This is a genomic window from Variovorax sp. FW305-3-2-15-B-LB1, assembly GCF_058787635.1.
Genome location: NZ_JBYSZY010000012.1, coordinates 117,924 through 144,626, shown reverse-complemented (window position 1 = coordinate 144,626; position 26,703 = coordinate 117,924). Strand labels below are relative to the sequence as shown.

Annotated in this window: 29 protein-coding genes; 10 read left to right on the top strand and 19 right to left on the bottom strand. The window is 64.2% G+C overall.

Annotated elements, in window-relative coordinates:
- From AC3WQR_RS10620 to AC3WQR_RS10605, 4 genes are all read left to right on the top strand, one after another.
- Positions 1-998 (top strand): VTT domain-containing protein (locus AC3WQR_RS10620; protein WP_492741989.1); only part of this gene is annotated, 998 nt, incomplete at its 5' end.
- A 34-nt stretch (positions 999-1,032) separates the two neighbouring features.
- Complete coding sequence (locus AC3WQR_RS10615) at positions 1,033-2,397, top strand: cache domain-containing protein (protein ID WP_095744124.1); 1,365 nt, start codon at positions 1,033-1,035, stop codon at positions 2,395-2,397.
- Between the two features lie 5 nt (positions 2,398-2,402).
- Entirely contained in the window at positions 2,403-3,080 is a 678-nt protein-coding gene (locus AC3WQR_RS10610; protein WP_062472162.1) for a response regulator transcription factor, read from the top strand.
- A gap of 385 nt (positions 3,081-3,465) precedes the next feature.
- Positions 3,466-3,708, top strand: coding sequence for a hypothetical protein (locus tag AC3WQR_RS10605; RefSeq protein ID WP_070061615.1), 243 nt, complete (start codon positions 3,466-3,468; stop codon positions 3,706-3,708).
- A 171-nt stretch (positions 3,709-3,879) separates the two neighbouring features.
- Here AC3WQR_RS10605 and AC3WQR_RS10600 read toward each other — a convergent pair whose 3' ends face one another.
- The 5 genes from AC3WQR_RS10600 to AC3WQR_RS10580 form a co-directional block, all read right to left on the bottom strand.
- Complete coding sequence (locus tag AC3WQR_RS10600; protein WP_492741988.1) at positions 3,880-4,503, bottom strand: tyrosine-type recombinase/integrase; 624 nt, start codon at positions 4,501-4,503, stop codon at positions 3,880-3,882.
- Between the two features lie 243 nt (positions 4,504-4,746).
- Positions 4,747-6,645, bottom strand: coding sequence for a putative Ig domain-containing protein (locus AC3WQR_RS10595; RefSeq protein WP_492741987.1), 1,899 nt, complete (start codon positions 6,643-6,645; stop codon positions 4,747-4,749).
- A 331-nt stretch (positions 6,646-6,976) separates the two neighbouring features.
- Positions 6,977-9,364, bottom strand: coding sequence for a phosphoketolase family protein (locus tag AC3WQR_RS10590; protein ID WP_492741986.1), 2,388 nt, complete (start codon positions 9,362-9,364; stop codon positions 6,977-6,979).
- Positions 9,361-10,458 (bottom strand): acetate/propionate family kinase, encoded by a 1,098-nt coding sequence (locus AC3WQR_RS10585; protein ID WP_492741985.1) that lies wholly within the window; start codon positions 10,456-10,458, stop codon positions 9,361-9,363. Before AC3WQR_RS10585 ends, AC3WQR_RS10590 begins: the two co-directional genes overlap by 4 nt.
- Positions 10,459-10,672: 214 nt before the next feature.
- Positions 10,673-10,807, bottom strand: coding sequence for a hypothetical protein (locus AC3WQR_RS10580; RefSeq protein WP_492741984.1), 135 nt, complete (start codon positions 10,805-10,807; stop codon positions 10,673-10,675).
- On the opposite strand from AC3WQR_RS10580, the gene AC3WQR_RS10575 reads away from it, so the two are divergent.
- Positions 10,799-11,038: a hypothetical protein gene (locus AC3WQR_RS10575; protein ID WP_492741983.1), complete on the top strand. Its 240-nt coding sequence runs from the start codon at positions 10,799-10,801 to the stop codon at positions 11,036-11,038. The genes AC3WQR_RS10580 and AC3WQR_RS10575 overlap by 9 nt on opposite strands.
- Positions 11,039-11,713: 675 nt before the next feature.
- Here AC3WQR_RS10575 and AC3WQR_RS10570 read toward each other — a convergent pair.
- The 4 genes from AC3WQR_RS10570 to AC3WQR_RS10555 all read right to left on the bottom strand — a co-directional run bounded on the left by AC3WQR_RS10570 (position 11,714) and on the right by AC3WQR_RS10555 (position 14,047).
- Positions 11,714-11,947, bottom strand: a complete 234-nt coding sequence (locus AC3WQR_RS10570) for a hypothetical protein (RefSeq protein ID WP_101492477.1) — start codon at positions 11,945-11,947, stop codon at positions 11,714-11,716.
- 36 nt (positions 11,948-11,983) lie between these two features.
- The gene (locus AC3WQR_RS10565; RefSeq protein WP_492741982.1) at positions 11,984-13,108 is read right to left on the bottom strand and encodes a sensor histidine kinase; all 1,125 of its coding nucleotides are present in this window, start codon (positions 13,106-13,108) and stop codon (positions 11,984-11,986) included.
- A 274-nt stretch (positions 13,109-13,382) separates the two neighbouring features.
- Positions 13,383-13,604: a hypothetical protein gene (locus tag AC3WQR_RS10560; RefSeq protein WP_492741981.1), complete on the bottom strand. Its 222-nt coding sequence runs from the start codon at positions 13,602-13,604 to the stop codon at positions 13,383-13,385.
- Between the two features lie 8 nt (positions 13,605-13,612).
- Positions 13,613-14,047, bottom strand: a complete 435-nt coding sequence (locus AC3WQR_RS10555; protein ID WP_492741980.1) for a hypothetical protein — start codon at positions 14,045-14,047, stop codon at positions 13,613-13,615.
- A 186-nt stretch (positions 14,048-14,233) separates the two neighbouring features.
- On the opposite strand from AC3WQR_RS10555, the gene AC3WQR_RS10550 reads away from it, so the two are divergent.
- The gene (locus AC3WQR_RS10550) at positions 14,234-14,974 is read left to right on the top strand and encodes a Crp/Fnr family transcriptional regulator (protein WP_101492473.1); all 741 of its coding nucleotides are present in this window, start codon (positions 14,234-14,236) and stop codon (positions 14,972-14,974) included.
- Between the two features lie 115 nt (positions 14,975-15,089).
- Positions 15,090-15,797: a Crp/Fnr family transcriptional regulator gene (locus AC3WQR_RS10545; RefSeq protein ID WP_101492472.1), complete on the top strand. Its 708-nt coding sequence runs from the start codon at positions 15,090-15,092 to the stop codon at positions 15,795-15,797.
- 19 nt (positions 15,798-15,816) lie between these two features.
- Here the strand turns inward: AC3WQR_RS10545 and AC3WQR_RS10540 are convergent, their stop codons facing one another.
- Positions 15,817-16,077 carry a DUF1488 family protein gene (locus tag AC3WQR_RS10540; protein ID WP_101492471.1) on the bottom strand — a complete coding sequence of 87 codons (261 nt, stop codon included), beginning with the start codon at positions 16,075-16,077 and terminating at the stop codon, positions 15,817-15,819.
- Positions 16,078-16,389: 312 nt separating this feature from the next.
- On the opposite strand from AC3WQR_RS10540, the gene AC3WQR_RS10535 reads away from it, so the two are divergent.
- Positions 16,390-16,683 (top strand): hypothetical protein, encoded by a 294-nt coding sequence (locus tag AC3WQR_RS10535; RefSeq protein WP_143713768.1) that lies wholly within the window; start codon positions 16,390-16,392, stop codon positions 16,681-16,683.
- A gap of 14 nt (positions 16,684-16,697) precedes the next feature.
- Here AC3WQR_RS10535 and AC3WQR_RS10530 read toward each other — a convergent pair whose 3' ends face one another.
- The 6 genes from AC3WQR_RS10530 to AC3WQR_RS10505 all read right to left on the bottom strand — a co-directional run bounded on the left by AC3WQR_RS10530 (position 16,698) and on the right by AC3WQR_RS10505 (position 20,160).
- Positions 16,698-16,943: a hypothetical protein gene (locus tag AC3WQR_RS10530; protein ID WP_101492469.1), complete on the bottom strand. Its 246-nt coding sequence runs from the start codon at positions 16,941-16,943 to the stop codon at positions 16,698-16,700.
- Entirely contained in the window at positions 16,943-17,122 is a 180-nt protein-coding gene (locus tag AC3WQR_RS10525) for a DUF3606 domain-containing protein (protein ID WP_101492468.1), read from the bottom strand. The genes AC3WQR_RS10530 and AC3WQR_RS10525 overlap by 1 nt, the downstream gene beginning before the upstream one ends.
- Positions 17,123-17,484: 362 nt before the next feature.
- Positions 17,485-17,697, bottom strand: coding sequence for a hypothetical protein (locus AC3WQR_RS10520; RefSeq protein ID WP_492741979.1), 213 nt, complete (start codon positions 17,695-17,697; stop codon positions 17,485-17,487).
- Positions 17,698-17,800: 103 nt separating this feature from the next.
- On the bottom strand, positions 17,801-18,298 hold the full coding sequence (locus AC3WQR_RS10515) for an arsenate reductase ArsC (protein ID WP_447776730.1): 498 nt from the start codon (positions 18,296-18,298) through the stop codon (positions 17,801-17,803).
- Positions 18,299-18,632: 334 nt separating this feature from the next.
- Positions 18,633-19,523 (bottom strand): DUF3616 domain-containing protein, encoded by an 891-nt coding sequence (locus tag AC3WQR_RS10510; protein ID WP_492741978.1) that lies wholly within the window; start codon positions 19,521-19,523, stop codon positions 18,633-18,635.
- A 49-nt stretch (positions 19,524-19,572) separates the two neighbouring features.
- Positions 19,573-20,160 carry a hypothetical protein gene (locus AC3WQR_RS10505; RefSeq protein ID WP_257884976.1) on the bottom strand — a complete coding sequence of 196 codons (588 nt, stop codon included), beginning with the start codon at positions 20,158-20,160 and terminating at the stop codon, positions 19,573-19,575.
- Between the two features lie 361 nt (positions 20,161-20,521).
- Here AC3WQR_RS10505 and AC3WQR_RS10500 point away from each other — a divergent pair, with 361 nt between their 5' ends.
- The gene (locus AC3WQR_RS10500; RefSeq protein ID WP_101492464.1) at positions 20,522-22,312 is read left to right on the top strand and encodes a SulP family inorganic anion transporter; all 1,791 of its coding nucleotides are present in this window, start codon (positions 20,522-20,524) and stop codon (positions 22,310-22,312) included.
- 147 nt (positions 22,313-22,459) lie between these two features.
- Here AC3WQR_RS10500 and AC3WQR_RS10495 read toward each other — a convergent pair whose 3' ends face one another.
- From AC3WQR_RS10495 to AC3WQR_RS10485, 3 genes are all read right to left on the bottom strand, one after another.
- Positions 22,460-22,654, bottom strand: a complete 195-nt coding sequence (locus AC3WQR_RS10495) for a hypothetical protein (RefSeq protein ID WP_192195807.1) — start codon at positions 22,652-22,654, stop codon at positions 22,460-22,462.
- 368 nt (positions 22,655-23,022) lie between these two features.
- Positions 23,023-23,889 carry a MurR/RpiR family transcriptional regulator gene (locus tag AC3WQR_RS10490; RefSeq protein WP_492741977.1) on the bottom strand — a complete coding sequence of 289 codons (867 nt, stop codon included), beginning with the start codon at positions 23,887-23,889 and terminating at the stop codon, positions 23,023-23,025.
- Positions 23,886-25,007 carry a DmpA family aminopeptidase gene (locus AC3WQR_RS10485; protein WP_225616979.1) on the bottom strand — a complete coding sequence of 374 codons (1,122 nt, stop codon included), beginning with the start codon at positions 25,005-25,007 and terminating at the stop codon, positions 23,886-23,888. The genes AC3WQR_RS10490 and AC3WQR_RS10485 overlap by 4 nt, the downstream gene beginning before the upstream one ends.
- A 99-nt stretch (positions 25,008-25,106) precedes the next feature.
- Between AC3WQR_RS10485 and AC3WQR_RS10480 the strand changes: the two genes are divergently transcribed.
- Positions 25,107-26,690 (top strand): ABC transporter substrate-binding protein, encoded by a 1,584-nt coding sequence (locus AC3WQR_RS10480; RefSeq protein WP_101492462.1) that lies wholly within the window; start codon positions 25,107-25,109, stop codon positions 26,688-26,690.
- Positions 26,691-26,703 lie beyond the last annotated feature (13 nt).

The window sequence follows — 26,703 nt, the reverse complement described above, 5'->3', positions numbered from 1 at the left end:
CACCCCCCCTCCCGGCGCGCCCCCCTGCGGCCCCCGGCAACGACCGAACGGCGGCCCGCATGGCGCAGCTGATGTCGCTGCTGGTGCAGAACGCGATCCTGGTGGTGTTTGCCGCCAGCTTTGCCGCGCGCCTGGGTCTGCCCGTGCCGGCCGCGGCCGTGCTGGTCGTCACTGGCGCGCTGCTGGCGGCGGGCGACGTGTCGGTGGTCGGCGTGGTGCTGGCCGCCGTGGTCGCCAACCTGCTGGGCGACGGCGCGTGGTTCTATGCCGGGCGCCGCTTCGGCTACCGCTTCATGCGGCTGCTGTGCCGCATCTCGCTGTCGCAGGACTCCTGCGTGCGGCGCGGCGAATCGCTCATTTCCGACTGGGGCGGCATGTCGCTCGTGGCCGCCAAGTTCGTGCCTGGCGTCTCTGTGGTGGCGCCGCCCATGGCCGGCGCGCTGGGCATGTCGGTGCGGCGCTTTGTCGGCTTCGACATCGTCGCCGCGCTGGTCTGGACGGGCCTGTTCCTCGGCCTGGGCTGGCTCTTTCGCGACCAGATCCAGCAGGTGCTCGCCGTGCTGGCGCAGGCCGGCGGCATCGCCACTGCCGCGCTGGGCGTGGTGCTGCTCGTGATGCTCGCCGTGCGCTACTGGCGCCGCCGCGCCTTCGCGCGGCTCACCGGCATGCCGCGCATCAGCGTCGACGAACTGTTCGACCTCATGAGCGGCGACGTGCCGCCGCTGGTGATCGACGTGCGCGGCGAAGCCGGCGTGCAGGTCGACCCGCGCCGCATTCCGGGCGCGCTGTCGTACACCCTCAAGGCGCTGCAGCAGCGCAACCTGGACCTCACCATCGACCCCGACCGCGACGTGGTGCTGTACTGCAACTGCCCCAACGAAGTCTCGGCCGCGCAGGCTGCGCGCGTGCTGCTGGCGCGCGGGGCGCGGCGGGCGCTGCCGCTGACGGGTGGGCTGGATGCGTGGGTGGCTGCGGGGCGGCCGACCAGCGTGCATTGAACGCACCAGGACGAACGAGGCACCCACCCCGACGATGAACCTGCGCACCAAGATCGTCGCCTTGGCCGTTGCGCCCCTGCTGGTCGCGCTGGTGCTCGTGGCCCTGGCCGTGCGCCACCAGGAGCACGACCTGGCCCAGCGCGAGCGGGCCCTCATCGAGCGCAGCTACATGGCCCAGCGCCGCAGCGAGCTGCGCAGCTACGTCGACCTGGCCGTGAGCAACCTGCTGCCGCTGTACGAGTCGGGCCTGGACGACGAGGCCACGCGCACCGAAGCCCTGCGCCGCCTGGCCACGCTCAACTACGGCGACGACGGCTACTTCTTCGTCTACGACATGGACGGCAACTCGCTCATGCATTCGCGCCAGCCCGAGCTGGTGGGCCAGAACCTGTGGAACCTGCGCGATTCGCATGGCCGCTTCACCATCCAGGAGCTGATCAAGGGCGCGCGCGACAAGGGCGGCGCCTACGTCGAGTACGAATGGCGCAAGCCCTCCAGCGCGCAGATGGCGCCCAAGCTCGGCTACGTCACCGCGCTGCCGCGCTGGAACTGGATGGTCGGCACCGGCCTGTACCTGGACGACATCCAGTCGACCATGGACACCCTCGACCGGCAGATGAACGCCAACGTCACCGCCACGCTGCTGTGGATCGCCGGCATCGCCGCGCTGTGCCTGGGCGTGGTCAGCGCGGCCGGGCTGCTGCTCAACCTCAGTGAGCACCGCACGGCCGAAGCCAAGCTGCGCCTGCTCGCGCGCCGCGTGGTGCAGTCGCAGGAAGAAGAGCGCGGCCACCTCGCGCGCGAACTGCACGACGGCACCAGCCAGACGCTGGTGTCGGCCAAGCTGCTCATCGAATCGGCGGTGGAGCAGCTCGACCGCGCGCACCAGTCGCCGCCGCCCGCGCTCGGCAAGGCGCTGCAGCGGCTGAACGATTCGCTCACCGAAGTGCGCCGCATCTCGCACCGGCTGCGTCCCGCGCTGCTCGACACCCTGGGCCTGCCCGCCGCGCTGGAGCGCCTGGGCGCCGAGTTCGGTGAAGAAGGCGGCGTGGACGCATCCATCATGGTCGAGGGCGAACCCTTCGAGCTGTCGCAAGAAGCCAAGACCGCGCTCTTTCGCGTCACGCAGGAAGCGTTGACCAATGTGCGCAAACACGCGCGTGCGCAGCAGGTGCACATCGCACTGGGCTTCGACGAAGAGGCCGTGCGCCTGGAGATCAGCGACGACGGCGTCGGCTTCAACGTCGAGGCCATGCAGCTCGACCCGCAGCGCGGCATCGGCCTGCGCAACATGCGCGAGCGCATGGAGTCCATCGAAGGCCGGCTGCGCATGCGCTCGGGCCGGGGCCACACCTCCATCGTGGCCGAAGTGCCCGTGCGGCGCGCAAAGCCAGAATAGCGGCCATGAAAGAAGACCCCGCCGCTGCTGCCGCTCCTGTTGTCGTGCGCCTGTTCCTGGTCGACGACCACCCGCTGGTGCGCGACGGCCTGCGCGCGCGCCTGGGCGCCATGCCCGGCCTGGAGATCGTGGGCGAGGCCGGCAGCGCGGCCGAGGCGCTGGCACTCATCGGTCCCGCGCAGCCGCACCTCGTGCTCATGGACGTGGGCATGAAGGACATGAACGGCATCGAGCTGGCGGCGCTGCTGCTGCAACAACAACAGCCGCACCAGCAGCCCGCGCCCCACATCGTGATGCTCAGCATGTACGACAACCCCGAGTACGTGCAGAAGGCCCTGCAGGTCGGCGCGCGCGGCTACGTGCTGAAAGACGCGCCGGCGGCGGAGATCGTGGCGGCCATCGAGGCCGTGTCGGCGGGCGGCACCTTCTTGAGCCCGGCCGTGTCGAAGAAACTCTTTCGCAACCAGACCCCGCGCCCGCTGCTCACGCCGCGCGAGAGCGAGATCTTGAGCGCGCTCGGCCGCGGCGAATCGAGCAAGCAGATCGCGCGCGACCTCGGCCTGAGCGTGCGCACCGTGGAGGCGCACCGGCAGAGCATCAAGCGGCGCCTGGGCATCGAAGGGCAGGCGGAGCTCATCAAGTACGCGGTGGAGCACGCGCGGGAGTTCGGCGGGCAGGGCTGAGGCGCTGCTGTCGATGCGGGGCTCGGGCCCCGCTTTCAGGGCCTGACTGTCAGGGCTTTGTGAATCGCCGCTGCCGCAGTGCGATTACTTGCGCGAACCGCGCATTCCTCGGCGAAATATCTCTGTGCGCCGGGCGGGACTTCTCTACAGTGAATGCCCCTGTGATGAAACGACCCGCCATGTGGGCGAGGAGGGCAGCACACACCACACCACGGACCACTGACTGATTGAGTGAATGAATGAATGAACCGCTTCGCCTCACGGCGGGCCATCGATGCAGATCGATCGATGCGAACGTGAGGCACAAAAGGCGACGGCCACGGTGCGCGAACACCATGACCGTCTAACCAAGTGACGTGCATAACCTTGAAAGAGAGCACAACAAATGGCTAAACGAATTATGGCCCGCGCTACCGCGCCGGCCTCTCCCCACGCGACCACCCCCAACGCAGCAGACCTGTTGGAATGCAAGCTGGAACAACTGAATTCACTGCTGTGGTGCTGCCACGGCGCCGGCGATGGATGGTTCGAAGAGGCGGGGGCAGGGCATCGGGACAACCTGCTTTGGATCGCTTCGGATTTGGCGCGGGATGCGGCGGCGTTGTTTCAGGAGAGTGGGGGAGGGTGAGAGCTTGGCCCCGGTATTGGATACCGGGGTGGCTGCTTCAGACTGGTTGCGGTCAGTCGGTACGGCCCGCTGAATGTCTCCTGTGCGCCGCAATAGAGCCATCCGAGCGCATCGATCCGCCTCACCGCCGCAGCAAGGCGGAGGGATCCGCGCCGTCCAATCGACGCTCGCTCAGATTTCCGTCTGCTCCGAGATCTCCAGGGCGTCATCCACCTCGATGCCCAGGTATCTGACGGTCGACTCAAGCTTGGAGTGGCCGAGCAGCAACTGCACCGCGCGGAGGTTCCTCGTCCGCCGGTAGATCAGCGTCGCCTTCGTCCGTCGCATCGAGTGCGTTCCGTAGTCGGCAGAATCTAATCCAAGCTCTCTGACCCAGCCACCAAGAATCCGGGCGTACTGCCGGGTGCCGAGGTGCGGCGAGTCATGCATTCGGCTCGGGAACAGGAAGTCGTCCGATCGCAGTCCGGTGCGCTGGATCCACGCCTGCACAGCCTCGCGGGTTCCGGGCGTGAGCTCGAACTGCACCGGACGCTGCGTCTTGTGCTGCATCACTGTTGCCCTTGGGGCAACTTGCTCTCCGTGGCAGACGTCCCTGACCTTCAGGCTAACAAGATCGCAGCCTCGCAGCTTGCTGTCCAGGCCTAAGTTGAAGAGAGCGAGCTCGCGCACTCGACCCTCCAGTTGCAGCCGCACCCGCAGGGCCCAAATGTCCTTGAGCTTGAAGGGCGCCTTCTGGCCGACGATCTTGCCCTTGTTCCAGGGCACTCGGCAGGTTGCAGAGTTTGCTGATCCCATGATGGTCTCCCATCGAGTTGAGGGAGCCTCAGCATGCGCGGTCCGGACTGGAGCTGTCCTGGATGCCGCGTCCAAGCGGCGCCTGCTCTCACTGGGTTTGGCATCAGCTTTCGCGGCTATGTTTGACTTACGGCAAGGGGCACAATCGGCCAGAACCGGACGGTCGACCACTTCCCAAAAATCGCCAGATAACCGACGTTCGCAGGCCAGGAGAGCGGCCGTTCGCTTGTGACACGGCAAGGCCTAGGGCAGGAAGCGCTCCACCGCGTCGACTTCGCCGGCAGGGTTGGAGAACCCGCCGACAACCAGGACGGAGCCGTCGCTGAGCAAGACCGCGGAGGCGGCACTGCGCCCGGTGGACATCGAACTCGCCGGCGTCCAGACGTCGAAGTCGGGGTTGTAGATTTCTGCGGTGGTCAGGCGAACGCCGCCACTGCCAGTACCGCCCGCGAGCAACACGCGGCCATCGGCCAGCGTCGTCATCGTCGGAAGGGAGCGCGTGCTGGAAAAAACGCTCGCCGTCCAGCCCGACGTGGCGACGTCGAAGCGCATCGCGGTGCTGCTGCCATCGCCCATCGCAAGCACGTCGCCGTCCGCCAGCAGCACGGAGGTGTATACGTTGGCGGCGGGCACGGTGCCCGCAACAGGCGTGGTGGCACCGCTGTCGTTGACAGGGAACCGTTCGGCGGAGGTCACGAACCCGTTTCGGTTGATGCCGCCGATCACCAGCACTTCATTGCCGCCCGGCAGCAGCTGCGCGGCATGCTGAGCGCGTGGGGACGACAACGGCGTGGCCATGGAGGTCCAGGTGTTGAAAGCCGGGTCATACAGCTCGGCCGTCTGCGAAAAGGTCAAACTGGGAATCCGGCGGTAGCCACCGATGACGAGGACCTTGCCATTGGGCAGCAGTGTGCTTGTGGCCCGCGTGCGCGCCTCGGCCATGCTCGCGGCGAGCTGCCAGGTATCGGCGACCGGGTCGTAGATTTCGGCGGCCGCAATGGGGGAGATGCCCGCGCCGTCGCCGCCGGCGACCAGCACGCGTCCGTCGGGCAGCACGGTCGCCGATCCGTCGGAGCGAGGCGTCAACATGGGCGCGGCCGCGGTCCAGCTGTTGCCCGCCGGGTCGTAGACAAGGACCGACGCGGTCACGCCGGAGGCCGTGAACCCGCCGATGACCAGCGCCTTGCCGCTTTGCAGGCGCACGACCGGCGCGTAGTGACGTCCGGTCGGCAGAACCGCCTGCGAAAACCAGCTGCCACTTCCGGTGACCGCGATCTGCACCTGCGCCTGCGCCGAGCCCGCGCTGTTGCTGGCCGTGACCGTGTATGTCGTCAGCGGTTGGATGGCCGCCGGCGTGCCGGTGATCGCACCGGTCAGCGCGTTGAGGCTCAGGCCGCCGGGCAGCGCCGGCATCACCGAGAACGCCGAGGGCGTGCCGCCGATCACCAGCGCTGTGTTGGGAACGATGGCTTGCGCCGTGGCGTAGAGCGCGCGCGGCGTGGCATACGCCACGCTGGCAGGCGCCGCCAGCGCCGCCTGGACTGCCAGCTGCAACGTGACCTCGGCCGATCCGGCCGCGTTGGTGCCGGTGACGGTGTAGGCCGCGTCCGCCGCGGCGGCGGTGGGTGTTCCGCTGATCACGCCGGTCTGCGGGTCGAGCAGCAGCCCCGCGGGCAAGGCCGGCGCGATGCTGTAGCCGGTGATCGGACCGCCGCTGCTGGCGGGCGCGTTGGCCGCGATGGCCTGGCCCACGGTGTAGATCGCGGCGCTTTCACGGTAGGTCAGCCCGGACGGCGCGGCAGGCGTGCTGCGCACCTCGATCTGCACGCGGGCCGTCGCGCTACCGCCGGCGTTCTCGGCGGTCACCACATGCACGGCGGATGCGGCAACGGCGGTGGGCGCTCCGCTGATGACGCCCGTGCCCGCGTCGAGCGCCAGGCCCGCCGGTAACGGCGGCGCCACGGCATAGCGCTCGACGGCGCCGCCGCTGGCGGTGGGCCGGTTCGGCACGATGGCCTGCCCGACCTCGTAGACCGCGGAGGTCATGGCATAGCTCAAGCCTGCGGGCGGCTGCGTGAGATTGAGCCCGAAGCCGGCGAAGCTCGCGCCGCCGGAGCCGCCGCCGCAGCCGGACAAGGCCACGAGGCAGCCCAGCCACAGGGCAATTAGCCAAAGCCAAACGGATTGAGCGCGGAGCAATCGCGCCCTTGCAGTAATGCTCCCCATGATCACCCTGGTTACATTTTGTAAGGCGGCGATCCTATGCAACGCGCTACCGATGAGCAATACCCGAAAACAGGTAGATGGCCGGCATCTTGAGGTCTGCTTTCGAGAAGACGCTACGTCGGCTCAGGGCCCGACGCCGTTGCTGGCTCCTCAGCCGCTAATGTCCGCAACAAGGCTCGGCGGTCGCCGGCGCAGCTGATGGCGCAACAAGATGGCCCCAAAGGCTCTGAAATCGAACTTGAAGCGATCAGGCCCTTGCAACCTTTTGGGCGCGCCACCGCCACCCCGAGATCTCAGGCATGTCCTCGCCCTTCGTGGTGATGTAAGCCCGATGCGCCAGCAACCGGTCGCGCAGGTGCTGCTGCACATGCGCGGCGCTGTTGGTCATGCGTGGCACGCGGTCGATCGCATCGGCGGCGAGGTGGAAGCGGTCGAGGCGGTTCAGCACCGTCATGTCGAAGGGGGTGGTGGTGGTGCCTTCTTCCTGGTAGCCGTGCACATGGAAGCCTCGGTGGTTGGTACGCTTGTATGTCAGTCGGTGGATCAACGCCGGATAGCCGTGGAACGCGAAGATCACCGGCTTGTCGACCGTGAAGATCGAATCGAACACCGCGTCCGCCAGGCCATGCGGATGCGCTGACGGCGATTCCAGCGCCATCAGGTCGACGACGTTCACGACCCGCACCTTGAGATCGGGCAGGTGTGTGCGCAGCAGATCGACCGCTGCCATGGTTTCGAGCGTGGGCACGTCGCCGGCGCAAGCCATCACCACATCGGGCGCGACACCGGCATCGTTGCTGGCCCAGTCCCAGATGCCCAGGCCGACACTGCAATGCCGCACGGCGGCCTCGATGTCGAGCCACTGCGGCGCAGGTGCCTTGCCGGCGACGATCACATTCACGTAGTCGCGGCTGCGCAGGCAATGGTCTGCCACCGACAGCAGCGTGTTCGCGTCCGGCGGCAGATAGACCCGCACCACCTCGGCCTTCTTGTTGACCACATGGTCGATGAAGCCCGGGTCCTGGTGGCTGAAGCCGTTGTGATCCTGCTGCCAGACATGGCTGGTCAAGAGGTAGTTGAGCGAGGCGATCGGGCGCCGCCAGCCGATCTTGCGCGTCACTTTCAACCATTTGGCGTGCTGGTTGAACATCGAATCGATGATGTGGATGAAGGCTTCGTAGCACGAGAAGAAGCCGTGGCGCCCGGTCAGCAAATAGCCCTCGAGCCAGCCCTGGCAGAGGTGTTCACTGAGCACTTCCATCACGCGGCCGTCGGGTGCAACGTGGTCGTCGGTCGGCTCGACGCGTGCCGTCGAAGTTCGGTTGGTCACGTCGAAGAGCGCACCCAGACGGTTCGACACGGTCTCGTCCGGGCCCATCACCCGGAAGTTCTGTTGTTCGTCGTTGAGCCACATCACGTCGCGCACAAAACCGCCGAGCACGCGCGTGGCTTCGCCTTGCGAGGCGCCGGGAGACTCGACCGCCACGGCATGGTCGCGGAAGTCCGGCAGCTTGAGATCGCGAAGCAACGCGCCGCCGTTCGCGTGCGGATTGGCGCTCATGCGGCGCAGGCCCCGCGGCGCGATGGCCGCGATGTGGGCGTGGAGGGTGCCGTGGGCATCGAACAGCTCCTCGGGGCGGTAGCTGCGCATCCAGTCTTCGAGCAGGCCGATGTGCGCCGGATGCTGCGCAAAGCCGGTCAGCGGCACCTGGTGCGCGCGCTGCGTGCCTTCGATCGGCACACCGTCCACCACCTTGGGCCCGGTCCAGCCCTTGGGCGAACGCAGCACGATCATCGGCCAGCGGTGTCGGCGGGTGAAGCCGTCTGCGCGCGCTTCGGTCTGGATCGCGCGGATGACGTCGAGCACCGTGTCGAGCGCCAGCGCCATCGCACGGTGCATCGTTTCGGGGTCGTCACCGGAAACGAAATGCGGCTCGTGGCCGTAGCCGCGCATCAGCTGCGTCAGCTCTTCGTCGCCGATGCGCGCCAGCACCGTGGGGCCGGCGATTTTGAAGCCGTTGAGGTGCAGGATGGGCAGCACGGCGCCGTCGCGCGTGGGATTGAGAAACTTGTTGGAGTGCCAACTCGCCGCGAGCGCGCCGGTCTCGGCTTCGCCGTCACCGATCACGCAGCACGCGATGAGCTCGGGGTTGTCGAACACGGCGCCGTAGGCGTGCAGCAGCGAGTAGCCCAGCTCGCCGCCTTCGTGGATCGAGCCTGGCGTTTCAGGCGCGACATGGCTTGGGATGCCGCCGGGAAAAGAGAACTGGGTGAAGAGCCGCTGCATGCCGGCTGTGTTGAGGCCGACGTCCGGGTAGACCTCGCTGTAAGTGCCTTCGAGCCAGGTGTTGGCGACCACGCCGGGACCGCCGTGGCCGGGGCCGGCGATGAAGAGCGCATCGAGGTCGCGTGCGACGATCACCCGGTTCATGTGGGCGTAGACGAAATTCAGGCCCGGCGTCGTTCCCCAGTGGCCGAGCAGCCGCGGTTTGATGTGCGCAAGTTCCAGCTTCCGATGGAGCAGCGGGTTGTCCATCAGGTAGATCTGGCCGACCGACAGGTAGTTGGCGGCGCGCCACCAGGCGTCGAGCAGGTTGAAGTCTTCGGGCGGGGCGCGTTCAGGTGGGCGGGTCATGGGGCGGCTCCGGTGGTTTGATAAAGGGAAAGAATTTGGCAGGCCTCGTCGGCGATCACCTGCTCTTCGTCGGTGTGCATGACGAGCACGGCGACCTGACTGGCTGCGGGATCCGGCGCCACTCCGAGCCAGGCGAGGTGGTGACACACGGCGTCGCGCACAGCCGGCTGGTTCTCTCCGATGCCGGCGGTGAAAACGAGCGCATCGAGCCCGCCGAGCGTGGTGGCGATGGCGGCCACTTCGCGCGCGATCCGCAGTGCATACAACGCCAGCGCTTCGCGAGCCTCGGGCGCGTCGCTCGCGAGCAGTTTGCGCACGTCGCCCGAAACGCCGGATAGGCCGAGCAAGCCCGAGCGGTGATAGAGCATGTCTTCGACCGTGTCGATCGACTGACCCGGTTGCTTGAGCAGATAGAGCAGCGCGCCGGGGTCCAGCGCGCCGCTGCGCGTGGCCATCGGAATGCCGTCGAGCGTGGAGAAGCCCATGCTGGTCTCGCGGCTGGTGCCATGCAGCAAGCCGCACAGGCTGGCGCCACTGCCCAGGTGCGCGACCACCACGCGGCCCGCGGCAATCTCGGGGTGCTGCTGGCGCAGTTGCGACGCGATGAATTTGTACGACAGGCCATGAAAGCCGTAGCGCTTGATGCCTTGGTCGAACAGCACGCGTGGGAGCGCGTAGCGGCGCGATGCAGCGCTCTGGCTGCGGTGGAAGGCCGTGTCGAACGAGGCCGACTGCGGCAGCGCCGGTGCGGCGTGCCGCATCGCATGGATCAGTCGCAGGCTTTGCGTCTGGTGCAGCGGCGCGAGCGGTGCCAGTGCCTCGATGGCGATGAGCGTGTCCTCCGTAATCGCCACCGGGCCGCTGAACTCGCCCCCGCCGTGCACGACGCGGTGACCCGCCGCAACGAGCCGTGCGCCCGGCGCTGCGTCGTCCACCCAATCCAGGGCCTTCGCGATCACGCCGGACAAGGCATCGGGCGTTGCATCGACCGTGCGGCGGGCGAGGGCGCGCGTCGCGCCTGCGTCGATCACGAACAGCCCGAGCTTGATCGACGAAGAGCCGGGGTTGAGGGTGAGCATCACATCGCCTGTCATGCGACCATCATGCGCCGCTTACCCCGTCCAAGGTGTCATGAATGGTCTCGCTCGCGCAAGTGCCTGCGCGTCGAATACTTGGGCAGGCGGGCTGTGCGGCTTGCAAGGCCTCGCCAAGGGTAGGTGTCCGAAGTCACGCTGGCCCCGCCATCAATGCGTGCTTCCAAGCTGTTGTGGTAGTTGCAAAGATGGCGCCTGGGCCGCCGCCGCAGGCTCACTTGCGTCGATGCTTTTTGACGGTGCGAATCTTGACCGGGCCGAAGCCGTTGTAGACCGCCTCGTTGGTTTTCAGCGAGGTTACGATCTTGCGCGTGCCGCGACTCGCGCGCACAGTGCTGAAATGAACCAAGCCGATGTACTGCTTCAGATCGTAGCGATGGCCAAGTTGGGCGGCGCTTTGCCACCCGAAGAGGCGATGTGCATGCTGGCATCGATGATCGACAAGCTGGACATGCACAGCGCCAGCTATGAAACAGACGTCGCGGCGCTGGTGAAGGTCGGCGCGACCATCTGGAATCTCTCCAGCGGGCCAGATGGGGCGCACGACCCGCATTGGGTGCCGCCGTTCGTGCGCCATTGAAAAAGCCCGCTTGAGGCGGGCTTTGATATTTGGTCGTGAACTCTTACGCGGTCCACGCTACGGCAAATGTTCGTTTGCGGAAGTCATTGTTGTTTTTCTCGTCGTAGTGACTTCGACGCGCTGGTATGAGATTCAGCTTGCCTGGCCAGGCAACGCTCAAGAATGCATGAGCGAGCTTGAATTGTAGCAGGCAGCCTCCTACGAAAGAGTCGGGGCGAGGATTCGTTTCGCCGGGTCGAGCTGAAGCTCGAGGGGGGCGCACGGCACGGAAATCTGTTGTCCGTCGAAGCGCACCCGAATGTGGGAGTAGGTCGCTCCTGTGATGGAGCCAAGCCGACCTTCGGAGGCGACTCGATCGCCTCGGTGAAACGTTCGACCGAACTGCATCCTGATCTGCTGAAAACTCTTTGGGAGCTTCGTGCCGGGCATCCTTGGCTTCTTTCGCGGTCGCTGGGACATCCACAACGCGGGATGCGGGTCGATGGACTACAGCGCGGGAGAAGAAGGGGAGCGAAGCACGTTCGGCGTGGTGGCGCGGATCACTCCGTTGAGATGGGCGACCTTAAGCAGTTGTGCGAAAGCAGGAACGAAAAGCCCGGACGAAGGCGGGCAGGTACGGCGCCGGGGAGGGGGAATTGAGCCGCCGGCGCAATGCATCCAAAACGAAGAGTAAGTTCATTTCCGCTGCGAGCGAGTTTTTTCGTCAGCGATAGCCGAGGCACCATTTCGTGTGATCGTGCGAACATGCACTGATTCGCGTCCAAATGTCTTTGCGTTGCCCGGCAACTCCAGAGTCATCTCGATCATGCCGTCGGCAGCCAGCCGCTTCGCGGCTGAAACATCCGCCGACAAAGTGAGCCACCGAGGTGGTGGCATGCGGCCGATCCGCATCAGCAATTGGATGTCCATGATGAGTCCTTGGGATGGAGAAAGCCTAGGTGCTTGTCATTCGAGGACGTGCAATGGCAAGCGAATGGTGAAAACACAACCTGTTGCCGGAACATCTCGAGCAGTCAACGTGCCGAGATCGGCCTCAACGCTTTGGCGTGCGATGGAAAGGCCCAGGCCGAGACCGGATTTGTCATGACTGTGTTGATTGAAGGGCTCGAACATCCTGGAAGCGCTTCCGGGCGGCAGCCCTCCACAGTGGTCTTCGACATCAATCAAGACATGGTCGTCGAGCGCATGAGCTTTCAAGGCGACAGTGGTGTGCGGGTGCGTGAACTTGAACGCGTTTTGCAAGAGATTCTGTAAGGCGGCAAGCAGCAGCTCGCGATTGCCATGGATGGCCAGCAGAGGGTCGACCGAGGCCGTTTCGAAGGAACAGCGTGCAGCGCCAGCGACGAGCTGCGCGGAGGTTTCGGCATCCTTGATGAACGCGGCGACGGAAAACGTCTGGCGCTGTTCCTGCACGCTGGCGCGCACCTCGGCGAGCGCCCGATCGATCAGAGCGACCATCGCCGCAAGGCTGCGCTTCAATACGCTTCCCGTGGCACCTCCCACTGTCATGTTGCCGAGTTCGAGGGCATGGATGGCAAGAGTCGCCGTGCCCAGACAGTTGCGTAACTCGTGAGCGAGGAAACCGACACGCTCGGTGGAGTCAAGGCTCTGCTGGCGGGCGATCTGTGTATCGCGCTGATAGCTGAACTCCGTGACGGCATCAGCAATGGCGTTGTCCAAGCATCGATTCAATGTGCGGAACTCCCCGACAGCAAAGGGGGCATCGCGCTCGAAGGCCATGTCCGTGATCGCTTGGCAAAGGTCGCCATAGTCGTGGACGACTTGATCTACCGTGTACCCCAGTTTGAGCAGTTCCTTGCCGTGGGCCGTGGCGGCTACCCCCATCTCCGACAAGGCCTGCGAATCTCCGCCTGAGGGTCCCGAAATTCTGATGCTGTCCGCCGGTTTGTCATCTTCTTCCGCGGCAAACGTTTGGATCAATTGATCAAGGAACAGCGGAATGCCGTTGGCCAACTGCTGTTCAGTTGCTGCGCGTCGGGGCCTTCGCGCAACTTTTGACTTGCACCGTGAGATCAGTTCCTCGCGGTTGTTGGTCAAGAAGTTACGCATGCTCAGACCTCGATGGCTTTCGCCTGGTTCATCAATGAACGCCGTCGGCTGTGTTTCCGAGGCGCATTGCTCAATCGTTATTCATGCGAAAAGCCTTGTCTGTGCGGTAGCGAACGTAGCGCCGATCTATCGCCAAGATCGTTGTTCGGGGCAGCGGGGTGACGAGCTCGAGGCCTTCGTGTAGGCAACGGGGTATCTCCCGCGGCAGAAAAATCCGTGACCTTTTGAAATCTCCGGTGTCATTCACCTCTGGCGTAGAGGTCAACGTCGCCTCTCAAGGCTGCGGAAACTTCCGCTCCAACCTGTTGGAAAACCATCGGAAGATGTTGTCGCAGCGGTTGTTGGCGAGCCTCACGAACAGGTAGCCAGACTCTGCGTTGCCGAGCGCATCAACGGGGATTCCCGCGCAGCGAAGGGCTGTGACTTCGGCTTCCGAGTCAATGTCAAAGGGCAAGCAGAGGGTCACCGTCGCCATGTGCATGGGAAGCTTGGCCATGCTGCGGCTTAATGCGCTTGTCCGGATGCGTCATGCCCTTTGGGCGTCACGCGCATCACGGTGGCCTGGCCTGAATAGACGAGTCGCCCACGCTGGTGCAGCAAGGGCGGAAGCTCAGCCTCTATCAAGCCCTCGCTGCGCAGCACGTCGCACATTTGAATCTCCGCCTGATCATCGATCAGCAGGGGCAGTCGCGCGCAGCAAAGGCGGCTTAGCAGAAGCATGGGCATTGGATCTCCCGGGTTGGCGTCGACCGGCGACGCCGGTGAAGTGGTTTGACTGTCGATGCCAGAACGCAAGGCGGCGCTGACTGTCGAGAACTTGGGGGCGCCCAACCGTGTGCCTGAAACCCACGCCGCCGCTCGGTTCAGGATTCGCGGCAATCGAAGACCGTACAGATAGGTGCGTGCCGGTTTCTCGGTGTCGATTTCCGTGGGATTCATGGCGTACGTTGGGTTGCTCTCCAAAGCGGAGCTCCGGGCGCCCCACGCTAACCAGAAAGTGAGGCCGTTACCGTTCGCTAGCGCACCGACGCTTCCCAAAATAAAGGCTCGGTGATTGGTGCGGCAGCGCACAGACGCCGGTTTTCAGTCGCAGAATCATGAGAATTTTGGAAGCTGATCCCATCCATGGCATTGCCTCCGCGTTCGTCCTCGTTGCGTCGGGCCTCCGCACACAACGAACTTCTGGATGCCATCCCTCTTGAGGTGATGGCCCGAATGGAGCCGTTCCTCGAGGTTGTGCCGCTGCGTCTCGGGGAGGTTCTCTACGAATCGGGTGTGGTGCAGCGGCACGTCTTTTTTCCGGTCGATTGCATCGTCTCGCTGCTGTATGTGCTGGAGAACGGGCAATCGGCGGAGATCGCGGTCGTCGGCTTCGAAGGCATGGTGGGCGTGTCGCTCTTGATGGGCGGAGGTAGCACCCCCAATCGTGCCGTGGTGCAAAGCGCAGGCAACGCCTTCAGACTGAGTGCCACCCACATTCAGGAGTTGACGGAAAAGGGGGGGCCGCTGCTTCACCTCTTGCTGCGCTACACGCAGTCGCTCATCACCCAGATGTCGCAAACGGCGGTGTGCAATCGGCACCATTCGCTCGAACAGCAACTGTGCCGCTGGCTATTGTTGAGCCTTGACAGATTGCCGGGCAATGAACTGATCATGACGCAGGAGCTGATCGCCAACATGCTCGGCGTGCGACGCGAAGGCGTCACGGAGGCGGCAGGCAAACTGCAGCGTCTGAACCTGATCAAGTATGCGCGAGGTCACATCACGGTACTTGACCGCCCGGGCCTCGAACAGCAGGTCTGCGAATGCTATGAAGTCGTGAAGCGCGAAACGGATCGACTGCTGCCTCGACCAGTGGCGACCTGATTCGTCGCGGCGATAGCCAGTCTCGGTGCGCCGCCGCACAGACGTGAACAATCGCATCAGCAACAATGCGACCGGTAGCGCACTTCCGCGCTAGCTCTTCTCAACAAGCGGCTCTGTGACATCCCACTCGACCCGCCCCATCCACAATCGTCTGCTCGAAGTGCTGCCGCCGATGGTCAGGGCGCGCCTACTCGAAAAATGCGAGAGTGTCCTGTTGACCGCGGCACAGACCTTGTATGAGCCGGGTGATGCCATCCGCCACATCCACTTTCCCACGAGTGCCTTCGTCTCCCTGGTTTCTACTGCAGATGGTCACGACGGCCTGCAAACAGGTCTGGTGGGCAACGAGGGAGCTTTGGGCTACGAACTGTCGTTGGGCGTGCAAAGCGCACCATTGCGAGCGTTCGTACAGGGCGGCGGCTTGGCCTGGCGCCTGACAGCGCAGTCGTTTGCTCAGGAGCTGGAGCAGAACACGCTGCTCCAGCGGGTTCTCAATCGCTACGTCTGTGTGCTGCTGATGGAGCTGGGGCGGTCGGGCCTGTGCAACCGCTTCCATTTGATCGAGGAACGCCTGGCGCGCTGGTTATTGACGACACAGGACTGCGCGCACTCCACACACCTCGCACTGACTCATGAAGTGCTGGGCCGTATGCTGGGGGTGCGCCGGGTCGGCATCACCAATGCCGCAACCGCGCTGCACGAGCGTCGACTGATCGACTACCGCCGTGGCGCCGTCACGATCACGGATCGCCAGGGACTGGAGAATGCGGCATGCGATTGCTATCGGGCCAACCGGCGCAACTACGCGCGGCTGATCTCATAACGGGGGAGTTTCCCGCAGTTCAAAGTGCGGGGGCATGAAGATCGTTCTCCCGAAGCATCACCGGTTCCATTGCCCCTTGTGAGAGACGACGCCGCACCGCAGCTTCGATCTCTTCGACATGGTGGCTGAACGTTTCAAGTGGGTCGGCATTCTCGGTCGTGCGAAAGTGATAACGCAGTGCTTCTCTCCCGATACTGGCGCTCACGAACTGGGTGCCTTCCAGGCCCACCCAGAAGCGGACAGAGCCAGAGGCATCATGAAAGTAGGGAGCGTCGGACATTGCGGGAGTCTTTCTTGGGGGCGGCTGCCCACTGTCACAGGGATTGCACGTCGTGTCTGTGCGATAACGGGCGTTGATCGCTCCACAGGCCCGCGCGCTTGGCGTTTTGCCGTGAACGCCGGCGAGGTGACGGCCCGCCGGCATCGAGGGCCGCTCTTGATGGGCGGGTGCTTAAGCTTCCTCTACCAGCGCCGGATGGCCGTCCACCAGATCATGGTCCGGCTTTTGTTTTCGGTCTGTGCGACAGCGCACGGTCGAAACACCTCCTGCGAAGTAATGTGGCCGCTTCAACTTCCTCAACGGAGGGATGCCATGACGCCGTCCCAGTTCACTGCCGAGTCGCTGCTTCGGACTTACCTCACTGGGCGCAGCATGCCGAAGATCCTTCGTGATGCAATGGTGTGGGCGATCGAGGTTCGGCTGGCCAGAGGCGATACGCCGACGCTCGATGAGACGCTGCGAGCAGACATCGACAACCACGCGGTAGAACCTCCTGAGCAACCGATCGCATGCGCCTTGCTGCGTCGCTCTGATGAGATTGAAGTCACAACGCATGCGAGCGCGAGTCGTCCAAATCACAGAGTGTTTGGAACCTCCGTGTATTGACGCGTGTGCTTAGATCAGCCGACCGGGTCGACGTTTTCGTCTTCCGCGGTCTCGCGCGGCCCGACGCGCTCGTCCGGCGCGTAGCCCGTGAGTGCGCGCACACCGGCTTCTAGGGCGTCGAGCCACAGACTGCAGGGTTCTTCGGAGGATTCAAGTTTGTCCCAGCGCCTGGCGGCGTCGCTTTTTTCCATGAGCACCCAGTAGAACTGGCCGGGGGCCGGCTCGTCAACGTGGACGGCGATCCGCCGAATGGGGGGCATCAGCGTTTCTCCTCGAGGTACTCGCGCACAGCGTTGGCCGAATTTCCAACGGCCTTCATTGCATCTCGCAATTGCATCTCTGTGCACCTGAGTGATTCCATCCACGAGCGCACTTCGTGCGGCTCCTCTAGCGAGATCAGCTTGGGGTCTATTCTGGTTTTGTTGGTGTCGTCAGCCATGTCGTTCTCCAGTTCGCGCGAGGAAAGGCCCGTCGCGTGGTCAAGATGACAGGATTGCGGGCAGGGGCGCGTGTCCGTTTACCGTCTTCTTCTGACGGCGGATCGCCTACGCGTGTCACCTTCCAGAGCTGGCCTTCGAATCACGCCCTGTGCTGCGCAGACCGGACTGGACGGCGACGCCACATCAGGCTTTGCGGTACCGGTGGAAAAGCATGCGGGCTGCCTTGGGTACGGCCAGGGCGGTGCGCGCGTCACCCATCCGGTGGGGCCGAGCAACAAGCTGACCGGCAGCGCGCTGGGCGCGTTGACCGTGCCGGTCGCCACGCGGATCGCCAACCATCTGGCCATCTCCTGCGGCCAATTCAAGGCAGACGACATAGTTCTGGTGATGCCGGCGGCAACGACGTGCTGTTCGAACTGACCGCGTTGACCGCGTCCGCCGCGGGCGCGGGGGAGAACGCCGGCAGCACGGCGTACGTCAACAGCTTCGTGCCCTTGCTGGCGGCGGGTGCCACCGATCCGACGACGGCTGCGCAGGCGATCAGCGCGGCCAGCTCCGCCGCGCTTGTTTTCATGCGCGCTATTGTCTTCAGTGTCGGGGGCAAGTGGCCCACAGGAGCATCCGGCGCTATCTCGGTTGCTCGCAATCAGCTGCGGCCCGGCAACAAAATATCTGCCCTAGCTCTTGCCGATGCGGGCAGCTTCAGATTCGAGGACGAGGTGTTCAATTCGTGCGTCCGGCAGTGCGACCAGAAGGTCGATGTGCCGGCGGATCGCATACATCGCATGAACGAAAACATCGGGATCCCTTTGCGCATCCAATGCGCGTGGATCAGGATGCGACCAATGCGCGGTCGCAGGGCGGCCAGGCCAGACGGGGCATGTTTCACCTGCGGCTTCGTCGCAAAGCGTGACGATCAGGTCCATCGAAGGCGCGGATGCAGAGGCGAACTCGCCCCAGCTTTTGCTGCGCAGCCCCTCTGTGGCAATACCTCCCTCCTGAAGGACTTTCAGGGTACGTGGGTCAGGCTGGCCATCAGGTGCCGGAGTGCTGCCGGCGGAGTAGGCGTGGAACCGCTCGCCAGCCAGTTGGTTGAGGAGTGCCTCAGCCATGAGGCTTCGGGCGGCGTTGCTGTTGCAGATGAACAGCACATTGGTGGTGTGGCTTGAAGTCATAGCGAAACGAAGTGACGGACCCGACCGATTGACCCCTTCCACGATTACCTGCGCATGACACCGCGCTATAGCGATGCGCCCCTGTTTTCCGACCGGGCAGCATGCCTGGCGGGCGCGGGCCAGGGCGCAGGTTGGTTATAGAGACGGTCGCGGACATCGGGAACCTCGGGATTCGAGGCGCAATTTGCATTCCCTACCAGCGTCCCACGGCCGTCACTGCATATCCTCGCATTGCACTCTGACACGCACGTGACTTCACGTGTTCAGGCGGCAACGATGCAAATCAGATTGCCCGAATCACTTGGTCACGGGGCAGCCCCCCGGGCCGACCGATTCAATGCGCAGCTTGCAGTTGATCGGGGGCCAGCAGAAGATACTTCGCAGATCGTTCTGCCTTCCGATTCCCGTCATCGCTGACGATGACGATTCGGGCGACGCCGTCGATGACGGCCGGGCTCACGCCTTCTGCGCGCTCCAGGCCCTGAAGACCCGGGACCGTGACACTGCGCGCTGCGCCACCTGGCTGTCCATTCCAGAGCCAGAGGGCGAACTGGCCTGGCTCGCGAGAAACCGGCCCACTGATGACCAAGTATTCGCCGATGGAGGAGACGTAGGACAACCCGCGAATTCCGTGGCCGCCCAGGTCCAGCTCATTGAGATCAGCCGCCACCCGGGGTACCTCGTCCGCCTCGAAGACGCCATGCGGATTCTCGACGCTGGCGATGATCGCGCGGCCATCGCGCAACGGGCTGCGAAAGCCGATCAGCAATCGTTGCTGGTCTGGGCTGATCTCCAACGCTTCGATGTTGAGCCCACCGCCGGCCTTGACATCCCGGATCGTGGCTGCCGAGGCCAGTTCAGGATGCGTCGACGTCAGGGCGCGCTTCAATCCGTCGACGACCTTGGCCTCCGCCACCCGACTCCCCTCGACCCGGAACCGAACCAGTCGTTCGCGGGACTTCTTTTCGCGGCCTTCGTCGTCTCGGGAATGCGAAGTGATGGCGTAGACAAAGCCTGCGCGGTCCAAAGCAAGGCCTTCGAGATCATCGAGTTTCCAGAAGTCACTGAAGATCTGAAACAGCCCGGCAGTGAGCTCGGTACTCTGGACACTTCCGTCGGCGCCGATCACCATCAAACTGAAGGGATGGCTTTTTTCGTCCTCGACCACAAGGAAGCGCCCGTCCGGCAACTGCTGGATCGCCGACGGCTCATAGATGCCGGTCAAGGGCTGGAAAGCGGGAAGTCTGTCGTGCATCACGGCCGCATTGTCTGGCCTACTTCTTCGGGCGCCCAGCCTTCAGCGGCGCCAGCGAATCCAGCGCACCGCGCAGTTGGGCATCGGTGAGCTGTTGGAGCGCGTGCAGCCCGGCTCGTAGAAGCTCGCTCTTCTTGGCGGGGCGCTTGAAACCCAGCGCGCGGTCCTTGAGAACGGCAATCAGACCGAAATCCTGCTGGGGCATCGTGAAGCTGTCTCGCACAAGCTTGGCTTTGGTTTTGGCTGCATCGCGCACGGACTCGGAGGGTGCGGCCTGGACAGACGTCGCCCGTTCCTTGCGGGGAGCCGCAGGCTTTGCGACCCGAGGCGGCGCGGCCACGGCCTTCACCCCCTTGGTCTTCAGTGGCCCCGTCTTTTTTGCCGCTGTCGTCTTCGTTGTTGCCTTTTTCGCTGATGCCTTCTTCGCCGACGTCATCTTTTTGGATGAGAGGGTCTTGGCGCCGACCTTGGCCGACGCCGCCTTCTCGGTCACCGCTGCCTTGTTTGCCGAGGATTTCGTGGCCACGGGTTTTGCCGGCTTGGCCTTCCGAGGCGAGACCTTCTTGGCGGCCGCCTTTTTGGTCGCGGCTACTTTGGGCTGACGCACTGGTGCCTTCTTGGCCGACGGCCTTTTGCGTGCAACCGGCTCCGCAGCTGGAGAGTTCGATGGCAGCTGCGTTGCGGCAGGAGTTGTGGACGCTGCCGGCGGCTGGACCGCGGAGGCAACCACTGCCGGGTCTGCTGCGTCGCTGGGTGCGGAGGTCATTTCGTTGCTGGGAAGGCCGGAGTCAGTCATTGAGGATTTTTAAGTATGGTGTAAATGATTTACACCATTATTTTGAACGCAACGGGAGTCTTCATCAAGGACCTCTGTGCGATCCGGTGAAGCGGCGGGCATCAGCACCCGCATCTTTCCTCTTGCCTTTCTCTATGCGCATCTGCACTCTCCACCACGCGTCCTGCGGCTTATGAACAATCTGGATCCTTCGTCCCCTCTCCCGGAACCGGGCCGTATTGCGCGGCGGGCGAATGCCGCCGATCAGGCCGGGTGGCGCCGCTGGCTGCCGGGACTGCGCACGCTGCGCAGGTACCAGTTGGCCTGGTTGCGACACGACATCGTTGCCGGACTGGTGCTGACCACAATGCTGGTGCCCGTCGGCATCGCCTACGCGCAGGCGTCGGGCGTGCCCGGCATCTATGGCCTCTACGCGACCATCGTTCCGTTGCTCGCGTACGCCGTGTTCGGACCCAGCCGGATTCTGGTGCTGGGCCCGGATTCCTCGTTGGCTGCACTCATCCTGGCCGTCGTCCTTCCGCTGTCTGGCGGCGACCCGCATCGCGCGGTCGCCCTGGCGGGCATGATGGCGATCGTGTCGGGAACAGTGTGCATCCTGGCCGGCGTCGTGCGCCTGGGCTTCGTCACCGAGCTGCTCTCCAAGCCGATTCGCTACGGCTACATGAACGGCATCGCGCTGACGGTATTGATCAGCCAACTGCCCAAGCTGTTCGGTTTTTCGATCGAGAGCGACGGACCGTTGGGAAACCTGAGGGCCATCGCGACTGCGGTGATGGATGGCAAGACCCACTGGACCACGTTCATGGTCGGCGCAGGCACCCTGGCGGTCATCCTGCTGCTCAAGGGTAGCAAGCGCTTGCCGGGCATCCTGATCGCCGTGGTGGGAGCGACCGTCGTCGTTGGCGTGCTGGACCTTGGGACACACGCCGGGGTGTCGGTCCTCGGCGCCCTCCCACAAGGCCTGCCCGCGTTCGCCATCCCGTGGATCACGACCGCCGACATCGTCCCCGTCCTGATCGGCGGGTGTGCCGTCGCGCTCGTCTCGTTCGCCGACACCAGCGTGCTCTCTCGTGTCTATGCGGCGCGGACTCGCACCCACGTCGACCCGAACCAGGAGATGGTGGCGCTCGGCGTCGCCAACCTGGCGGCCGGACTTTTTCAGGGCTTTGCTGTCAGCAGCAGTTCGTCGCGCACCCCCGTGGCCGAGGCCGCAGGCGCCAAGACCCAACTGACCGGCGTCGTCGGCGCGCTGGCGGTTGCCCTGCTGCTGGTCGCTGTGCCTGACCTGCTGAAGAACCTGCCCACCAGCGCACTGGCCGCGGTCGTGATTGCATCCGCCATCGGCTTGATCGAGGTTGCCGACCTGCGTCGGATCTATCGCATCCAGCGCTGGGAGTTCTGGTTGTCGATCGCCTGTACCGTCGGCGTAGTCGTGCTGGGCGCGATCGAGGGCATCGGCCTGGCCATCGTGATTGCGGTCATCGAATTCCTGTGGGATGCCTGGCGCCCCTATTCCGCCGTCCTGGGGCGCGCCGACGGCGTCAAGGGATACCACGACATCACGCGGTATCCCGACGCGCGGCTCATCCCTGGGCTGGTGCTGTTTCGCTGGGATGCCCCGCTGTTCTTCGCCAATGCCGAGCTGTTCCACGACCGGGTGGCCGACGCCATGGCTGCGTCGCCCACACCGGTGCGCTGGCTGGTCGTTGCGGCGGAACCCGTCACCAGCGTGGACGTGACCGCCGCCGATATGCTGGCCGAGTTGATCGAAGCCTTGCGGGCAGCCGGCATTCAGTTGTGCTTTGCCGAGATGAAGGACCCGGTCAAGGACAAGCTCAAGCGATTCGGGCTTTTCGAGCGGCTCGGGGACGCCGCGTTCTTTCCGACCATCGGTGCCGCCGTCAGCCGATATCTTCAGACCCATCCGGTGGATTGGGTTGACTGGGAGGACAAAGGGCGCTGAGTTCGTATGGCGAGCCATCGAACACGGCTTCCCGTGCCAGGTCGTGTCTTTCGTTGCGGAAGCAGCCGATTGGGCTCGGCTCCGCGTCTTAACAAGGGCACAATCCAATCCAGCTTCTGGACCAACTGGGGGGCAATGCGCCGATCGCTATGCCTTGCTGGCCAAAACCTTCAGGTCCGCGAAACCGGCTTCCAAGGCGAGATCAAACTCCGCGAAACCCTCGTCAGACTGGGCCACGCAGTCGTCGACGATGCAAGCCTCTTTGCGCTCCAGCAGTGCCCACGAAAACTGTCCCTTGCTGGTCTCTTCGACGATCACACGCAACTGGCTCAGCGGAATCATGATTCCTCGCTCAGCCGAGAGTATTCGGTGTCTTTAGTGTGCCGACTGGATGTCTACTCGGTAGGACACATCCAAGAGCTTTCCTTTTCGCGCGTAGTAGCGGTTGAGGCGCCACTCATTCAAGATATCCATCGCAAGACCGAAGCTCTTGAGGTCCGTCTTCTGAACGGTTGAAGTTAAATGTCCGCTTCAGGACCGGTTGCTGCCGCTCGGCGTTGATCGACTAGCAACTTCGTCGGGTCTTTCAATCGACGCTCACACTACCGAAAGTGACTGTCCCTTGCGAATTTATTGGTCGCGGCGAAGAACCGAGGGCACGCACCCGCACGTGCTGCCAGGCAGGCCGGGGCGGTGCCCGATGACGAATGTCAATCGAGGAATGCGCCGAAACGGTCTTGCAGCTTCTCGAGACGGCTGACACGTTCACCCACCTTCTTCCCGAGTTGCTCGATCACGCCGTTCATCAGGAGGTTGATGAAGCTCACGATCGCAACGGTGGAGTCCCAGAAAAATCCGACATCCGTCTGCACATGAAAAACATGCGGGGTGTAGGTTCGAGCCCAGTGGCAGTAGGCATCGGTGATGACAAAGACCGGAATGCCGGCTTCCGTGGCCGCCGAAGCCAACGCTTCGGCTTGCTTCGCATAGCGACGGATGTCGACAAGAACAAGGCAGCGTGTCTGGCTCTTCAGGGCGCCTAGAAGTTCGGCGTAGGTGCCGTCTGCACCATCGAGAAACTTCACGCCCTCGCGCACATATTCGAGGCGCGCCGCAAAGTCGGAGGCAACACCGCGTACGGTTTGGTAGCCCGCGACGAAAACACGTTGAGATGTCGCAACCTGCCGCACCATGGCGTTCCAGTGCGCTCCGGTCGCCAGGTCGTGCGCGGCCACCAACGCGTCGATCTGCTGCGTGAGTTGCGCACTGCGCACGTCGGACACGGGTCCTTGGCTGCGACTGAATTGCTCGAAGCGGCCGGCGATGCGAAGCTCCGCAGGTGCGCTCAAGCGACTGGCTTCGCGGCGAACCTCGTCGAAGCTGTCATAACCGAGCGTGCGCAGAAAGCGTCCGACGGTCATCGGGCTCACGCCGGATTTTCGCGCCACGGACGCCGCGTTCTCCAGCGTCAGTTCGCGCGCGTTGGCGGTCAGGTAGGCCGCCAGAAGCCGCTCCGAGCGCGTCATCTCGGAGGATGCCGCTTCGATGCGTTCAAAAAGGGACAGGGAAGATTTCATCGGGTGTCGGCGATGCGGCCATGGCGGCGCATCAGGTCGATCAGCATACTGTGATCCAGCGCCTCCACGCGCGTGTTGTTCCGGCCCACCATGGTCTGGGCGGCAATCAGCGCGTTCAGGATGCTTTCCTCCACGGCTTGCACCACGCCGAGGAAGAGCGGGTCGAGGGTGTGCTGAGCCAGATACTCGGTCCGGCAGACGCCCAGCGCCCCGGGCGCCTGGTCGGCGTGGGTGGTGAATGCCAGCATGATGTCGCCGGAGCCGTCTCCTCCCGGCGTGCCGGTTCTGCCCACGCCAAGTGCGGCGCGCCTTGCAAGCCGCTTGAGCTGACTGGACAGAAGCGGGGCATCTGTTCCCACGATCACGATGATCGAGCCTTGCTCGCGCGCAGCCGGCTCGCCTTGGCGGCTGCTTGAACTGGGCATGAGTTCACCGACGGGCACGCCCAGCACGTTCAACCAGGGGCGGATGCCCATGTTCGCCTGGACCAGCACGCCGACGCGGTAGTCCTGGCCCGCGACGTTCACGACGCGCGACGCCGTGCCGGTTCCGCCCTTGAAGCCGTAGCAGACCATGCCGGTGCCTCCGCCGACGTTGCCTTCCGCGACGGCGCCGGGCGCGGCTGCGGCGATGGCTTCGAAAACATGAGACTCCTCGACGTGCAGCCCGTCCATGTCGTTGAGCACGGCATCGCAGGTTTCCGCGACCACCGGCATCAGCCATGGATAGGCACCGCGATCACCGTCGACGCGGGAGAGCCACCGCACCAGCGCGTGATGGACCACGCCGACGCTGTGCGTGTTCGTTACGCCGATCGGGCCGCGAAAGATCCCGGCCTCTTCGATCCAATGCGTGCCGGTCATCTCGCCATTGCCGTTGAGTGCGTGCACGCCGGCCTTGACCGGCTGCAGCACGCCCGATCTGCCTCGCGGCAGAACGATCGTCACCCCGGTGCGCACGGCAGGCGCACCAACATGTGGCGAGCCGTCCCCATGAATGAGCGTCGTCTGCCCGATTTCGACGCCGGGCACGTCGGTGATCGCGTTGGCAGGGCCTGTCTTTCCGGAAAAGCGCAATCCGAGATCTCTCGCTCTTGTCTGTGTAGTGGGGTGGGGCAAGGGATTACTCCTATGTGTTGGTATCAATATTGCATTGACCTGTGTAATGTTAGTCAAATAACATTTGTGTGTCATCAATCGGAAGGACGGATAGTTCAAATGACTGGAATCTCGTGTGCGTTCGGACGTGGCCGGGCCTGGCTGCCTGCAGTGGTAGCGGCGGCGTCTCTCCTGGTCCTGCCAGGCCTTGCCTTCGCGCAGGGCCAAAAGTCCCTCATCTGGGGCAAGCCGTCGGAGGTGCTTTCCACCGACCCGCATTCGTCGGGCGATGGCTCGTCGTGGACGGTCTTCTATCTGATCTACGACCAGCTGCTGAGCACGGATGACAAGCTCAACATCACGCCCAAGCTGGCTGAATCGTGGGAGCAGGTCTCGCCCACGTCCTATGTCTTCAAGCTGCGCAAGAACGCAGCGTTCTCCAACGGCCGGCCGCTGACCTCGGCCGATGTGGTGGGCAGCCTGAAGCGGCTGACAGATCCGCAAAAGGCGCGCGGCTGGGGCAAGCAGATCGGTGGTGTGAACGATGTGGTCGCGATCGACGCCCATACCGTGCGCATCGATCTGGCCAAGCCGAACACCTCGCTGCTGTCCATACTTTCCGTGGCGACCACCTCGATCCTGCCGATGAAGGAAATCGAGGCTGGCAACTTCGATCCTGCCAAGGGCATGCTCGGCTCAGGTCCCTACAAGGTCGCGCAACACCGCCAGGACGAGGCTTGGTTGCTCGAGCGAAATCCGCACTATTGGCAAAGCGGCAAGCCGCTCATGGACAAGATGACGATCCGCGTCATGCCCGATGACGCGGCGCGCCTGGCCGGCTTGCGTGACGGCAGCATCGACGTGGCGACATTCGAGAACCCGGACACGCCGCGCCTGCTGGCCGCCATCCCGAGCGTGCAGCCGGTGGTTCAGAAAACGCCCAACTACTTCCACTTGGACCTGAGTGGTCTGAGCGGCAACTCGGTCTTCAAGGACCGTCGTGTGCGCCAGGCGGCGGCGTTGGTCGTCGATCGACCTGCGATCGTCAACGCGGTTTTCGGCGGCGAGTCGGCCGTGGAGTACGCCGTTCCCAGTGCCTTCGGGAAGAAGCTTTGCGAAGGACTGCCGAGCTACACACTGCCACGCAAGGAGCGGGTGGCCAAGGCCAAGGCTTTGCTGAAGGAGGCGGGCAACCCCAATCCGCGCATCAATCTCATCGCCTCGTCGGTGCTGGTGACTTATCCGCTGATCGCCCAGGTGCTGCAGCCCCAACTGCAGGAAGCTGGGTTCAGCGTTCAGGTGCAGCAAGTGCCCGTGGCCGATTGGTACAAGCGCGTTCTGACGACGAACCCGAAGGACTCGAACTTCGATGCGTCGCTGACCTGGTTTGCGGGCTTCTCCGATCCCGGCATCGTCCTGAACTGGTGGACCTCCGGCTTTTCGCCGGTCTTCACCACATTCCTGGAGCCCGTGCCCGAGTACGGCGAACTGATGGCGCAGATCCGGCAGACGCCCAATGGGCCCGAGCGCGACAAGCTGATGACGCGCGCATGCGGGTTGATCGAGAGCTCGGCCAACATGATCCCGTTGGTCGGCAAGCCGGACTACATCGGCTTCCGACGCGACCAGCTCGACGCGCGCTTCGGCACGCTCGAAGGCAACTTCGACGTCTTCAAGTACGTCGCAGATTTCAAGCGCCGTTGAGTCACAGGGCCGA

Bases quoted from the DNA above. Each gene is read 5' to 3' on its own strand.
- AC3WQR_RS10610 (WP_062472162.1), top strand. From the start codon at position 2,403: ATGAAAGAAGACCCCGCCGCTGCTGCCGCTCCTGTTGTCGTGCGCCTG.
- AC3WQR_RS10515 (WP_447776730.1), bottom strand. From the start codon at position 18,298: ATGACTTCAAGCCACACCACCAATGTGCTGTTCATCTGCAACAGCAAC.
- AC3WQR_RS10500 (WP_101492464.1), top strand. From the start codon at position 20,522: ATGAACAATCTGGATCCTTCGTCCCCTCTCCCGGAACCGGGCCGTATT.
- AC3WQR_RS10565 (WP_492741982.1), bottom strand. From the start codon at position 13,108: ATGCGTAACTTCTTGACCAACAACCGCGAGGAACTGATCTCACGGTGC.
- AC3WQR_RS10480 (WP_101492462.1), top strand. From the start codon at position 25,107: ATGACTGGAATCTCGTGTGCGTTCGGACGTGGCCGGGCCTGGCTGCCT.
- AC3WQR_RS10495 (WP_192195807.1), bottom strand. From the start codon at position 22,654: ATGATTCCGCTGAGCCAGTTGCGTGTGATCGTCGAAGAGACCAGCAAG.
- AC3WQR_RS10570 (WP_101492477.1), bottom strand. From the start codon at position 11,947: ATGGACATCCAATTGCTGATGCGGATCGGCCGCATGCCACCACCTCGG.
- AC3WQR_RS10555 (WP_492741980.1), bottom strand. From the start codon at position 14,047: ATGAATCCCACGGAAATCGACACCGAGAAACCGGCACGCACCTATCTG.
- AC3WQR_RS10530 (WP_101492469.1), bottom strand. From the start codon at position 16,943: ATGCCCCCCATTCGGCGGATCGCCGTCCACGTTGACGAGCCGGCCCCC.
- AC3WQR_RS10535 (WP_143713768.1), top strand. From the start codon at position 16,390: ATGACGCCGTCCCAGTTCACTGCCGAGTCGCTGCTTCGGACTTACCTC.
- AC3WQR_RS10575 (WP_492741983.1), top strand. From the start codon at position 10,799: ATGAACCAAGCCGATGTACTGCTTCAGATCGTAGCGATGGCCAAGTTG.
- AC3WQR_RS10525 (WP_101492468.1), bottom strand. From the start codon at position 17,122: ATGGCTGACGACACCAACAAAACCAGAATAGACCCCAAGCTGATCTCG.
- AC3WQR_RS10600 (WP_492741988.1), bottom strand. From the start codon at position 4,503: ATGGGATCAGCAAACTCTGCAACCTGCCGAGTGCCCTGGAACAAGGGC.
- AC3WQR_RS10540 (WP_101492471.1), bottom strand. From the start codon at position 16,077: ATGTCCGACGCTCCCTACTTTCATGATGCCTCTGGCTCTGTCCGCTTC.
- AC3WQR_RS10605 (WP_070061615.1), top strand. From the start codon at position 3,466: ATGGCTAAACGAATTATGGCCCGCGCTACCGCGCCGGCCTCTCCCCAC.
- AC3WQR_RS10585 (WP_492741985.1), bottom strand. From the start codon at position 10,458: ATGACAGGCGATGTGATGCTCACCCTCAACCCCGGCTCTTCGTCGATC.
- AC3WQR_RS10550 (WP_101492473.1), top strand. From the start codon at position 14,234: ATGGCATTGCCTCCGCGTTCGTCCTCGTTGCGTCGGGCCTCCGCACAC.
- AC3WQR_RS10590 (WP_492741986.1), bottom strand. From the start codon at position 9,364: ATGACCCGCCCACCTGAACGCGCCCCGCCCGAAGACTTCAACCTGCTC.
- AC3WQR_RS10615 (WP_095744124.1), top strand. From the start codon at position 1,033: ATGAACCTGCGCACCAAGATCGTCGCCTTGGCCGTTGCGCCCCTGCTG.
- AC3WQR_RS10520 (WP_492741979.1), bottom strand. From the start codon at position 17,697: ATGAAAACAAGCGCGGCGGAGCTGGCCGCGCTGATCGCCTGCGCAGCC.
- AC3WQR_RS10560 (WP_492741981.1), bottom strand. From the start codon at position 13,604: ATGGCCAAGCTTCCCATGCACATGGCGACGGTGACCCTCTGCTTGCCC.
- AC3WQR_RS10490 (WP_492741977.1), bottom strand. From the start codon at position 23,889: ATGAAATCTTCCCTGTCCCTTTTTGAACGCATCGAAGCGGCATCCTCC.